We start from the raw sequence: 12,603 nt of genomic DNA, 5'->3' as shown, positions 1-12,603 counted from the left end.
ATTATCGGTGAGTGATGCTATTAACACAGACCGCTATTAACTCACACCGGCCTGTAATAAGTCATGAATACTAATGACGCCTTCTAACTGCTGCTCATCATCGACAATTAATAACTGACTAATGGCTTTTTCATTCATTACGCTAAGAGCATCAGAGGCTCTCATGTTTTTTGAAACCTGTTTTGGATTTGGGGTCATGATTTGAGACATTGGCGTATCCAAATCAATCTTTTTCTCTAAACATCTGCGTAGATCACCGTCGGTAAAGATACCCACGACTTTATTATCATCATCTACTATTACAGCCATACCCAAACGACCACTGGTCATCACAAATAGCGCATTGTGCAAGGTGGTGTCTGTATTTACCAGAGGTAGCTGCAAGTCTTTTTCTGCTTGATGCATCAAGTCACTTACTCGCATTAATAGCTTACGACCTAAGGCACCGGCCGGATGCGATAAAGCAAAATCTTCTGAAGTAAAATCACGAGCATGAACCAAAGCAACGGCAATCGCATCGCCAAGCGCTAAAGTTGCCGTGGTACTTGATGTGGGGGCCAGACCCAAAGGACAAGCTTCTTCAGAGGCGCCTAAAGTTAAAGCCACATCTGCTGACTTGGGTAACATACCTCGTTTATCACGACTGATACTAATCAAAGGAATAGACAACTGTTTAACCACAGGTAATAAAGTCTTAATCTCATCAGACTCTCCTGAGTTAGAAATAGCCAGCAGCACATCTCCAGGCACAAGCATACCTAAGTCGCCATGCCCAGCTTCCCCAGGATGCATAAAGAAGGCAGGCGATCCTGTAGAAGCAAAAGTGGCGGCAATTTTACGACCAATATGGCCCGACTTGCCCATACCAGTTACCACTACTCGCCCTTTACAGTTACGGATAAGCTCGCAAGCTTGGGCAAATCTATCATCTAACTGCTCTATCAATAGCTCAAGAGCGTTTTGTTCAGTACGAATCGCATCGACAGCATAGGTAATATATTGTTCGGCAGTAGGTGGTTCTATCTGTGTTTTCATAGTGTTTGAATACTTTTCGTTATTTTTGTGATTAATACAATTACAGTTTTGGTTAATGAATTTTATTCAGGAATTTGTTATTTATCCAACTTATATTTATAGAGTTAGCAAAATTTATATTAGGCCCTAAGTTTAGCATATTAGCTCTGTTACAAGCAGTCTAGGATGTAAGTTCCCTGTATTAATATCTATAATTTAATAATAAAAAAACCTGCATATAGCAGGTTTTTTCCTCTGATAGCCTAATATGACATCAAAGACTTAGTATAACTTATCACCAGGTGGTTATTCATCATCATCATAGTTTTTGGTTAAATCTTCATCATCATCTTGATGCGATGGGGCAGCAAAGCCACGTTTTTCAAAGCCGCGTGCTCCGAAACCATGCTGCGGACGATTGGCCCCAAAGGTTCTGTCAGCATCGAAGCCACGATCACCCTCAAAGCCGCGCTCAACACCGAAGCCACGCTCTTGAGTAAAGCCACCTCTTTCTTGACCAAAACCACGATCAGCAAAGCCGCCACGGTTAAAACCACTGCTGCGTTTATTGGCAAATCCACCAGGCTCGAAGCCAGGAGTACTGCGTTCAAATCCTGCAGTAGTAGCTGGATTAGCTCCAAAGCCACCTTGGTATCCAGCGGGCTGTTGGGCAATACCACCTGGTGTCACTCCACTGCTACGTGGATTACGAGCTGGAACTACCGTTGAAATAGCATGCTTATATACCATTTGGCTAACTGTATTTTTTAATAAAACCACATACTGATCAAACGATTCGATTTGCCCTTGCAGTTTTATGCCATTTACTAAAAAAATAGACACTGGAATTCGGTCTTTACGTAATGAATTTAAAAACGGGTCTTGTAATGTTTGTCCTTTTGACATCGGGTGTGTCTCCTAAATTTTTAATTTATTATATGTGGATGACAAATTAGTTATTAGATTAATACGGTCAATCTAAAATAGCCATGAAACTTCGTTATAAATTAGTTCTACTCTCAAAGAGGGTTATTTATATTTATACTACCTTTACCATATCATTTTTTTGGCTGTCCGTACTAGCAAATTAGGCTAGAGTAAGTGTTATATAGTGTAAGTAAATTTTTTCTGGTTTTTTATTATTGGCTTTAGAAATCTTATTGCCGGCTTTAGAAGTATTACAATCTAGAGTTTAGATAATCTTTAGCTTCAGTAATAGTCGCAAAAGCATAAACCACTTTGTTACCACGGTCACGTTGGGCAGATGTATTGAAGGTATCTGTCTGAGGGAACTGGCGGTTAGCGGTCATATGGCTATGCTGTTGATTACCATTCGCTAGTTCAACATTTGAGGAGTCAAAACTGGCCACTAAGTTTCTAAGCCAAGTATACTGCCGTTTTGCAAGTTGTCTTGTGGCATATAATGCCTTATTTTTCATATCTTGACAAGCTGTGGCCTCATCAATACTGTCGACAGCTAAGCCTTTATCTTCAATAGCTTCACCATTATTTACTAACAGCTTTGCCGCTGGATGGCCTGTTAATAATAAGTAATCTATTACTTGTCTATAGCCGACACAGCGCATCGAGGGCATATCAGCTGATAACTCATACTGTTGTAACAGCTCAATCACCTCTTCAAAGAAGCCTTGCTGCCACATAAGTTGCAATCGCAGCTCAATACGCTCATGTAACCAAGCCCGATCAGGCATCACTGCTAGTCCCAGCCAATACTGCTTTGGGTTATTAGACAAGGCCTGCTTAGGCAATTTCTGCCACTCACTCAAGGGCTTACCGGTTTGCTTATAAACCTCAACTGCACGGGTAATCCTTTGGGTGTCGCCTAATGGCAAGCGCTCAGCAATAACAGGATCTACCTGTTTTAAATACTGATGTAACACTTCAATGCCTTGTTGCTTTCGCCACTGCTCTACCTCTTCTCGCACTTGTGTGTCAGTGTCTGGGACTGCCGATAGCCCATCAAATAAAGCCATGTAGTACATCATGGTGCCGCCCACAAGTAACGGGATTTTATTGCGTCCATGTATCTCTTCGATCAAACGCTCCACATCATTCACAAAGCTTGCCACACTATAAGTATCGGTAGGATCAATAATATCTACCAAATAATGCGGATATTGCGACAACTCCTTTGCCGTCGGCTTAGCAGTGCCAATATTCATATCTTTATAAATCAGAGCAGAGTCTACAGAGATAATCTCAAACCTGCCCGTCTCGTATAGCTCATATGCCATAGAGGTTTTGCCACTGGCGGTAGGCGCCATCAAACATACCACACTGCTCTTTGGTAAAGGCGTCTGATCCAATATTAGTTTTGTCGAGTGGTCAATTACACTCATAATAACGCTCTCTTTGAGTAATGTACGAATATATTGTTAATAGTTTATGTGGCTTTATAGCGGTTTTGTTTACAGTCTTTCAATCATCAGTACCGCCAGCTCTAAAAGTGATAACTTGGTTATCGCTTTTGCTAGGAGCTGCTGATGGTCTATTGCTGACAACGGACCTACTCTACTGAGCATCCAATTTAACTCGGATAAAGACTGCAAGCCACTTGAGGCTGTCTGTAAACTAGATAAATCAGGAGGCACTTCAATGCTGATACTTTGTAATCCTGACTTTAACCCCTGCTCTGTCATTAAATAAATACTTTGATTGGCTTGGATTAATAGCAGCGAGTGGGTATCAGAGAGGCTCAGCGAAGGTTTATTGTTCAATTTATTTATTTGTAGTTTATCTAAAAGTGCTTGAGGTATTTGAGTCTTATCTAAGATAGCCAAACCAATCAACTGATTTGAGGCTATTTCAGTGGCCTCTATCCTACCCGCAATGCTAGCAGCCACATTCTGAGTAGATAAAGTTTGTAATTCCTGCTCAGACGCTATAACAGAACTGGCGCTATTCTTCGCTTTGCGGCTTAAGTCGTTATGCACCTCACTAAGCTTATAATCAACTTTAGGCTGCTGAACCTTTGGAAAATTATTAGTTAAATGTTTATCGCCCTTATTAATAGAGGAATTAATGAAGTAATCATTACCATTATCGATTAACTGGCTTGGTACAGCCGAATCCGAATCAATGGCTGCTATTAATTGTGAGTCATCCCCCTCTTGGTCTGCAACTTGGGCTGGCTGACGATGCTGCCAAAGCTGAAGGGCATCACGAACACCCACTTCAAGATGAGCCATCACATTGGCTAAGTTTTGAATCTTAATACACTGCTTTGAGGGATGAACGTTTAGGTTTAACCACGCCTTAGGCAAATTAAAAAACAGCACATAGCCTAGACTATTAATGCCTGATAAATTGGCCGCACTGTCACGGATACTTTGTGAAATCCGCCTATCTTTTATCAACCTACCATTAATATAAATCAGTTTGTAGCTTGAGTTTGATACTGCTCTTGAGCTAGGAATCAAAAAGCCGGTGATGGCCAAATTCTCCTCAGCCCCCTCCTGCCATGCACTCTGCGGTCTTAGGCCCTCTAAGCTAATATTTATTGGCTGCAAGTTACTGTCACTAAGCAGCTCAGCTTGATCATGGCTGGTCGGTAACAATGCCGTTAATCTTGCCAGCACCGACTGCATCACTGTTGGCTTCATCGCTTCAGAAGCACTTATACTATAAGTGGACCCTTTATCACTGCTAGCGATAGACTCGAAGTTAAATCTACGCTTATCATTGTGCCATAAGGTGAAGCTTACATCACTGGCGACCAAAGCTAACTGTTTTACCACCATTTCAATATGGGCATATTCAGTTGAAATGGATTTTAAATTACCGCGCCGAGCAGGCACATTAAAGTACAAATCTTTGACCGTTACTGTAGTCCCTTTAGCGCGAACTACCGGTATCAGCTGCGGCGTGTCTTCCAAAATCCCAGCCACATTTAACTCCCGCCCTATACCGCTGTCATCACTACAGCTGGTTAATGTCAGCCTAGACACTGCGGCCGTCGCGGCCAATGCTTCACCACGAAAGCCTAACGTTGCAATCCCCTGCAAGTGAGCCACATCAGCAATTTTACTGGTAGCGAATCGGGTTACCGCCATAATCATGTCATCAGGATGAATACCGCAGCCATCATCTGCTACCTCAATAATGCCCATGCCACCTTGCGTAATCCGAATATCAATGTGTTTAGCTCCAGCATCAATGGCATTTTCAATAAGCTCTTTCACCACAGAAGCTGGACGCGTCACTACCTCACCCGCAGCAAGCTGGTTGACCAGCAGCGGAGGTAACTTTTTGATACGGTTACTGCCACCAGCCGCAGCAGCTGCTTGCTCCTGCGATAATGATGTTGAATTACTACTGAAAGTCATAATAGGCTGTCGATGAAGTTAAAATTGAATTAAGGACAAATAGATGGGGATGATTATAAGCATCGAGATTAAGTAACGCAGTATTAAATAGCATAGTATTAAGTAGAATAGTATTAAGTAGAATAGTATTAAGTAGCATTAGCTGACTAGACAGCTACCCAATTGGTAAATGACCTGTCTTTAGCTTACTTGCATTCAACCCAAAGTAGAATCAGGGCTCATCAAAGCTGATGCCTTCCTCATACTGTATATTGACTCGTCTAACTTGCTCACCGTCCTGCGTTGTCACCATTATATCCACAGTCATTATGGGCTGTGGTAAATAGCCCTCAGCTCGGCTGGCCCATTCAATAATAACTAGGGCTTTATCATCTTCTAAATATTCTTCAAAGCCGATAAATGACAATTCTTCAGGATCTTGTAATCGGTACAAATCAGCGTGATAAACACGTTGTATTAGCGCATTGTTAGACTCAGCCAGCTCATATGGCTCAACCAAAGTATAGGTCGGGCTTTTTACTGAGCCTTTATGGCCCAATGCTTTTAGCCAATAGCGGGTCAAAGTAGTCTTACCTGCACCCAGATCGCCAGACAGCCAAACGCTACCGGTTAAATTGGCTTTAGCCAGTTGCTGCGCCAATGCTTCGGTATCTGCCTCAGATTTTAAGATAATCTCTTTATGTTGGCTTGCCATTATCTGCCTCGCATAGTTCATATAGCTAATATCAATCAAGTAGTTAACATCAATCAAGTTTTAAGGCGATGCCTGTTTTATTGCTAGCATTAATTTAACACTGGCATTAAGCTTTTACTTGAAGGGTGACCTCAGGGTTTACAAAAGGCTCGCCCGCTATCAGTTTTTGATACATTTTTGGGTCAGTCCATTCTTGCATTACCTGCTCACTAAATTCAAAGTCCTCTAGCCTTAATAAGCCCATGTGCTCATTGCTAATGTCCTCTGCAAAGCACTGCGCATATCCAGTCGCCGTCTCATGAGCAATAACAGAATAAACACTGACTCCTGCCTCACCATTAACCATTTTGGTCTGATCAAGAATGCTTTGCGCCCAAAAGAAAATTACTCTTGAAAATTGCTCAGCGGAGGGAGATACAGGCAGACTAATCCAGCGTGCACTGAATTTTTTACACATTTCAATGTATTCAGGTTCATCTTTGTTCCAAAAACAAATGGCATGATCAAAGCTATCAATAATGTCTTTAATAGACGACTTTAATAGCCCAAAGTCGTAAACCATTTGACCATTATCTAATCTATCAGCTTGCAAAATAAGCTCAATCTGATAGCTATGTCCATGTATAGAGCGCTTACACCTATCTGAACTACAGTTACGCACAATATGCGCGTTTTCAAATTTAAATAGTTTACGGATTCGCATGATTTTTCTCACTAAAACTTTTATTTTGAATTTAAAATACCTATCAATAGTCGATAGTTTAACACTTTAGCCAAAAAACAAAATGGATAACACCCTCAAGTGTTACCCATTATTTAAGCTAGTTTTATAAAATATTAACTGTCAACTAGCCGGTGTTTCCGAGGTAAATAGCTCTATTACCTATGAGCTATGGATATCAAATATTAAATTTATCCCAAACCTATCAAAACCCCTGCTGTAGCAACCACCCTACGCCAATAGTTTAACTATTTCTGACTCGATAGCTTTCGGTTTAGTGGTAGGGGCAAAGCGGTCCACCACCTCACCCTGACGATTTATCAAAAACTTAGTAAAATTCCACTTAATGCCATCAGTTAAGAACCCGCCTTCTTGTTTTTTCAGCCAAGTATATAAAGGATGCTCGTTGTCTCCATTAACGTCAATCTTCTGCATCATTAAGAAACTAACCCCGTAGTTCTTCTGACAAAAAGCGCCAATTTCTTCATTACTACCAGGGTCTTGACTGCCAAACTGATTACAAGGAAAGCCAATGACTACCAGACCTTGATCTTTATAGCTTTGGTGTAACTCCTCTAAACCTTCAAACTGCGGGGTAAACCCACATTTGCTAGCGGTGTTAACGATCAATAAAACCTTGTCTTTGAATTGACTAAAGTCAACCTCATTGCCATTTAAATCTTTGGCATTAAAATCATAAATTGTTGTCATGTGTGCTTCCTTGAAGTGAATTATTGTTATCTATTATCTACGGCTATGTAGCTTGTCACAAAATAGTTTGTCACAGACTTAAGCTTTGGGCTCTAAATCTATCGCCACAGAGTTAATACAATATCTTAGACCTGTTGTCTCTCTTGGCCCATCAGGGAACACATGCCCCAAGTGTCCACCGCAGTTGCTACAAGTCACCTCAACCCTACGCATACCATGAGAGGTATCTAGATGTTCATCAACCGCCGACTCTTCAATTGTAGCATCAAAGCTTGGCCAACCACAGCCAGCATCAAACTTATTATCTGAGTCAAATAATTTAGCGCCGCACCCTTTGCAGCGGTAGATTCCCTGCTCGCTCATATCATTGTGTATCCCAGTGAAAGGGCGTTCAGTGCCTTTTTCACGTAGTACGTAATACTCCGAGTCGCTAAGGCGCTCACGCCAATCCGCTTCTGTTAATTGGGCGATCTCTTCTTTGGTTAACTGAGAATCTTGCATAACTAATCCTTACTTATAATATTTGTTGACTCATTTTATTTTAATAGTTCTGAATATAAAGTCCGGGATCTAAAGTCTAACCTAAAGTCCGGAATCTAAAGTATTGATTATTTACTTACTCCAATACTAGTGTGACTGTGTTATTAATTAAATGAGACTAGGTTAATTTAATTAATGAGGTTAAAACCTGCTGCTTCAAGCAATAACTGCGAAAACAGCTAATTCAACGCCAAATTCCATGAGCAGTTACATAATGACTAGTTACATAAACACAAAAAAATAACCCGCCATAAATTTAAATAACTGGTTTTAATTACTAAGCTATTTATTTTACTGATGTTTTTTGCATACTGCTAAGGCAAATTATTCAACAAAATTAATAGGCTAAATATTAAATGCAAGTTTTACTTGCATTCTGACTATTGCAAAACAACTAATAATGCAATAATATCTTGCATAAGCTAATAATTTTTTATTTTATTAGCCATACCCCTAGTAAAAGTTTTAAGGCTTATATTTATTTTAATAGTTAGAGAGTAGTCACTATGAGTGAGCAATCAGAGTACAAGGCTCAAGGAGAACGGCTTAGTAAGCTGCGTAAAGCCAAAGGGTTAACTGCAGAGCAATTGGCAACTGCCATGACAGATGCTGGCTCTAAAGTTAGCCGTGGCGCCATATCAAATTGGGAACGAGGCATAAATGGTATCGTCTCCTCAAAGCTTCCAGCTCTAGCAGCTATCTTAGGCTGCTCTGAAGGTTATTTGTTACGCGGCGAATTAGCAGATACCGCTACTAATTCAGCTAACGCTTCAACTTCTCTAGACTCTGAAACGCAAATCTCTACCAACCCCCAGTCTTCTAATCAAAGCACGAGTAACCGTACCATGACCAATACAGCCCCTACCCCCACACGCCGACCATTAAAAAAATCTGACAAACTCCAAAATGTCTGCTATGACATCCGTGGCCCACTATTAAAAACTGCCAATCAAATGGAGGCGCAAGGTCAAAGAATTTTAAAGTTAAACGTGGGAAACCCGGCTCCTTTTAATTTAGAAGCCCCTCATGAAATCCTGCAAGATGTGGCGCTAAATCTGCATAATGCGACAGGCTATTCAGACTCTCAAGGTATTTTCTCCGCCCGTAAAGCAGTACTGCAGTATTATCAATCAAAGGGTTTGTTATCTGCAGTAGATGTTCGTGATGTCTATCTGGGTAATGGGGTATCAGAGCTTATCGTTATGACCATGCAAGCGCTAATGAATGATGGTGATGAAGTGCTCATTCCAATGCCAGATTATCCTCTATGGACTGCAGCGGCTAACTTAGCTGGGGGCACAGCGGTCCATTATCGCTGTAACGAAGATAAAAACTGGCAACCTGATATTGAAGATATCCGCTCGAAGATTAACGATAAAACTCGCGGTATTGTGGTCATTAACCCCAATAACCCAACAGGGGCGTTGTATTCAAATGAAGTGCTACTAGAGATTCTTGAGCTGGCTCGTGAATATAACCTAGTGGTAATGGCTGATGAGATCTACGACCGTATTTTGTATGATGATGCGGTTCACACCCCAATGTGTACCCTAGCCCAAGATGTTTTAACCCTAACCTATAATGGCCTGTCTAAATCGCACCGTATTGCCGGCTTCCGTGCAGGCTGGTTAATGCTATCGGGCAATAAAGAGTATGCCAGCGACTTCATCGAAGGCTTGGATATGTTGGCGTCAATGCGACTGTGTGCCAACGTGCCCGCTCAACACGCGATTCAAACTGCTGTAGGCGGTTATCAGAGTATGCAAGATTTAACAGCGGAATCGGGTCGACTGTATAAGCAGCGTCAATTGGCGGTTGAGCGCTTAAATGCCATTCCAGGTATTTCCTGCACTATGCCGCAAGGTGCCTTCTACTGCTTCCCTAAATTAGACCGCACTATCTATCCTATCGAAGATGATATGCAGTTTATGATGGATCTATTAATCGAAGAAAAAGTATTAATGGTTCAAGGTACCGGCTTCAACTGGGACGCACCCGATCATTTCCGCGTGGTCTTTCTGCCTAACTTATTTGATCTAGAGGATGCCATGGACAGACTAGATAGATTCTTTGCCAATAAACGCAAAGAGTTTGGTACTGAACACTTAGTGACTGCAAACCAAGAAAAGACCGCTTAATGCTAAGCACTCGAAGTATCCCTACCATGAATTATCCATAAAAAAGAGGAGCTATATTTAGCTCCTCTTTTTTATGGCGCCCCCTACTTATGAAGTTCATAAAGTCTGGGACATCGACGGCTTACCGTCCTGGCTTATGGCTCTTATTGCTCTGACTTATAGCTCTTATTGCTCTGGCTTATAATTATCACGCAAGCTAACAATTTGGTTAAACACTGGCTTATCCGCAGTGTGCTCTTCTGCGTCTGCCACAAAGTAGCCTTCACGTTCAAACTGGAAACGACTGCCCGCTTCAGCATTGGCCAGTGATGGCTCTACTACCGCCTCTAGTACTGTCAATGAGTTCGGATTCAAGGCATCATGAATATCCGGCACTGCACTTGGGTTTTCTGCTGAGAACAAATGCTCATACAAACGCACAGTTGCTGGTACGCCTTGGGTTGCAGATACCCAATGAATAACGCCTTTGACTTTACGGTCTTCAGGGTTTTTACCCAAAGTGGTTTTATCAATGGTGGCTTTTAACTCAACCACATTACCAGCGTCATCTAGCACATGCTCGGTAACTGCCAATACATAGGTGTTACGCAGACGAATCTCTGACTTCTCAGGAGACAAACGCTTGTAGCCTTTTGGTGGCTCAAGTTCATAATCCCCTTGATCGATATAAATGGTTTCAGTAAACGGAATTTCACGTTCACCCATATCTACATTTGGATGCTTAGGCTGTGTTAACCATAAAGTTTTATTTTCGTCATCCCAGCGCGCATTTACCCCTTCCGCTTTTAAGCTTTCCCACTCACTAACCGCTTCATGGAAGTTAGTAATGGTTACTTTAAGAGGTTTTAGAACCGCCATACCACGTGCCGTTGTATTCTCAAGAGACTGACGAATACTAAATTCAAGCAGACGGAAATCCACAACGCTATCAGACTTAGTTACGCCCACACGCTCACAGAAATCACGCAGACCTTCAGGAGTATAACCACGACGACGCATACCAGCAATGGTAGGCATACGTGGATCATCCCAACCCGTCACGATACCTTCATCGACCAACTGCTTAAGCTTACGCTTACTGGTCATGGTATGGTCAACATTTAGACGGCTGAACTCGTATTGATGCGGTGGGTACTTGATACCGCCTTCTACACCAACCTTCTCCACTGCCCAATCATAAAATGGACGGTGATCTTCAAACTCTAAGGTACAAATTGAATGGGTAATCCCTTCAATGGCATCTGATAAAGGATGGGCATAATCGTACATTGGATAGATGCACCACTTATCCCCTGTTTGGTGATGCGATTGTTTCATCACACGATAGATAACAGGATCACGCATGTTCATATTAGGGCTGGCCATATCAATCTTGGCACGCAGTACCGCTTCACCTTCTGCATACTTACCGTTTTTCATATCGTCAAATCGCTGTAAGTTATCCTCTACACTGGCATCACGCTGAGGAGAAGGTTTACCTGGCTCATTAAATGAACCTCGAGTTTCACGAATTTGTTCAGGCGTTTGCAAATCCACATAAGCATCGCCTTGCTTAATTAGCTTAATCGCCCACTCATGTAACTGATCGAAATAATCAGAAGCATAATAAGGCTTATCCGCCCACTCAAAGCCCAGCCATTTAACATCATTTTTGATGTTATCAATATAATCCTGCTTTTCAGCAGTAGGGTTAGTGTCATCAAAACGTAGGTTACAAATACCACCAAACTCTTTAGCAATGCCAAAGTTTAGACAAATCGACTTCACATGACCTAAGTGCAAATAGCCATTCGGCTCTGGCGGGAAGCGAGTGATAATCTGCTCGTATTTGTCGTGGGCAACATCTTCACGGATGATATGACGAATAAAATCGTTTTTTTGATCCTCTTTGGGCTCAGCTGAGGCATTTGTTTTATTATTTTCAGTGCTCATCGAATTACTTCTCCTATAAAAATCTGGATATTACTTTTAAATTTGTAAAAATTTGCCCCATTCTATCAGGTTTACCAAACCCTGTAACAGCTAGACACATGACAACCTAAAAAAAAGAGGTTAGACTACCCCTTTAAATTTAAGCGTATCCATTCTATATAGTATTAATACCCCACTCTCAACACTTTTAGGGGTTGAAAAAAAATGACACCTCACTATCCTTAAAGTTTTCGACCAAGAAGACCAAGGACAATGAGATGCCACTTGACGAATTTATCATTAATATCTATCTGATGGTAGAGCAATATTACAACTTAGTCGTTCAAAAACCGTTAAGAAGAGGCGGATTTGCGCCTAAACTTAGCGATACTGAAATTATATGTATGGAGCTAGTTGGTGAGTTTATGGGCATGGATCAAGACAAACAAATCTGGCAATATTTTAAAAACCACTGGCTGTCTTGGTTTCCAAACCTTGGCTCTTACCCTAACTTTGCTAAACAATGTG

Annotated in this window: 10 protein-coding genes and 1 pseudogene; 2 read left to right on the top strand and 9 right to left on the bottom strand. The window is 41.5% G+C overall.

The genetic code is table 11. The features are described 5' to 3' along the window. Nucleotides 1–36: 36 nt before the first annotated feature. The 8 genes from G561_RS0110355 to msrB all read right to left on the bottom strand — a co-directional run bounded on the left by G561_RS0110355 (nt 37) and on the right by msrB (nt 7,987). Nucleotides 37–1,035, bottom strand: coding sequence for a KpsF/GutQ family sugar-phosphate isomerase (locus G561_RS0110355; RefSeq protein ID WP_028859494.1), 999 nt, complete (start codon nt 1,033–1,035; stop codon nt 37–39). A 285-nt stretch (nt 1,036–1,320) separates the two neighbouring features. Further along, the gene (gene hfq / locus G561_RS0110350) at nt 1,321–1,920 is read right to left on the bottom strand and encodes an RNA chaperone Hfq (protein ID WP_028859493.1); all 600 of its coding nucleotides are present in this window, start codon (nt 1,918–1,920) and stop codon (nt 1,321–1,323) included. Nucleotides 1,921–2,192: 272 nt separating this feature from the next. After that, the gene (gene miaA / locus G561_RS0110345; protein WP_028859492.1) at nt 2,193–3,374 is read right to left on the bottom strand and encodes a tRNA (adenosine(37)-N6)-dimethylallyltransferase MiaA; all 1,182 of its coding nucleotides are present in this window, start codon (nt 3,372–3,374) and stop codon (nt 2,193–2,195) included. 69 nt (nt 3,375–3,443) lie between these two features. Beyond that, nucleotides 3,444–5,360 (bottom strand): DNA mismatch repair endonuclease MutL, encoded by a 1,917-nt coding sequence (mutL, locus tag G561_RS15015; protein WP_028859491.1) that lies wholly within the window; start codon nt 5,358–5,360, stop codon nt 3,444–3,446. A gap of 211 nt (nt 5,361–5,571) precedes the next feature. Then, on the bottom strand, nt 5,572–6,054 hold the full coding sequence (gene tsaE, locus G561_RS0110335) for a tRNA (adenosine(37)-N6)-threonylcarbamoyltransferase complex ATPase subunit type 1 TsaE (RefSeq protein WP_037032191.1): 483 nt from the start codon (nt 6,052–6,054) through the stop codon (nt 5,572–5,574). A gap of 106 nt (nt 6,055–6,160) precedes the next feature. Beyond that, on the bottom strand, nt 6,161–6,757 hold the full coding sequence (locus tag G561_RS0110330) for a 6-pyruvoyl trahydropterin synthase family protein (protein ID WP_028859489.1): 597 nt from the start codon (nt 6,755–6,757) through the stop codon (nt 6,161–6,163). Nucleotides 6,758–7,006: 249 nt separating this feature from the next. Next, entirely contained in the window at nt 7,007–7,486 is a 480-nt protein-coding gene (locus G561_RS0110325; RefSeq protein ID WP_028859488.1) for a glutathione peroxidase, read from the bottom strand. Between the two features lie 78 nt (nt 7,487–7,564). Next, nucleotides 7,565–7,987, bottom strand: coding sequence for a peptide-methionine (R)-S-oxide reductase MsrB (msrB, locus tag G561_RS0110320; RefSeq protein WP_028859487.1), 423 nt, complete (start codon nt 7,985–7,987; stop codon nt 7,565–7,567). Nucleotides 7,988–8,532: 545 nt separating this feature from the next. Between msrB and G561_RS0110315 the strand changes: the two genes are divergently transcribed. After that, nucleotides 8,533–10,164, top strand: coding sequence for an aminotransferase class I/II-fold pyridoxal phosphate-dependent enzyme (locus G561_RS0110315; RefSeq protein ID WP_028859486.1), 1,632 nt, complete (start codon nt 8,533–8,535; stop codon nt 10,162–10,164). A 165-nt stretch (nt 10,165–10,329) separates the two neighbouring features. On the opposite strand, the gene G561_RS0110310 is transcribed toward G561_RS0110315, so the two are convergent. Further along, nucleotides 10,330–12,096 (bottom strand): glutamine--tRNA ligase/YqeY domain fusion protein, encoded by a 1,767-nt coding sequence (locus G561_RS0110310; protein WP_028859485.1) that lies wholly within the window; start codon nt 12,094–12,096, stop codon nt 10,330–10,332. A 257-nt stretch (nt 12,097–12,353) separates the two neighbouring features. Here G561_RS0110310 and G561_RS14460 point away from each other — a divergent pair. Further along, nucleotides 12,354–12,603, top strand: a pseudogene (locus G561_RS14460) (IS982 family transposase); the annotation flags it as partial.

The sequence above is a fragment of the Psychrobacter phenylpyruvicus DSM 7000 = NBRC 102152 genome (assembly GCF_000685805.1).
In the GTDB taxonomy this organism is placed as follows: Bacteria; Pseudomonadota; Gammaproteobacteria; order Pseudomonadales; family Moraxellaceae; genus Psychrobacter; species Psychrobacter phenylpyruvicus.
This window is presented reverse-complemented; position numbering and strand designations above follow the sequence as displayed.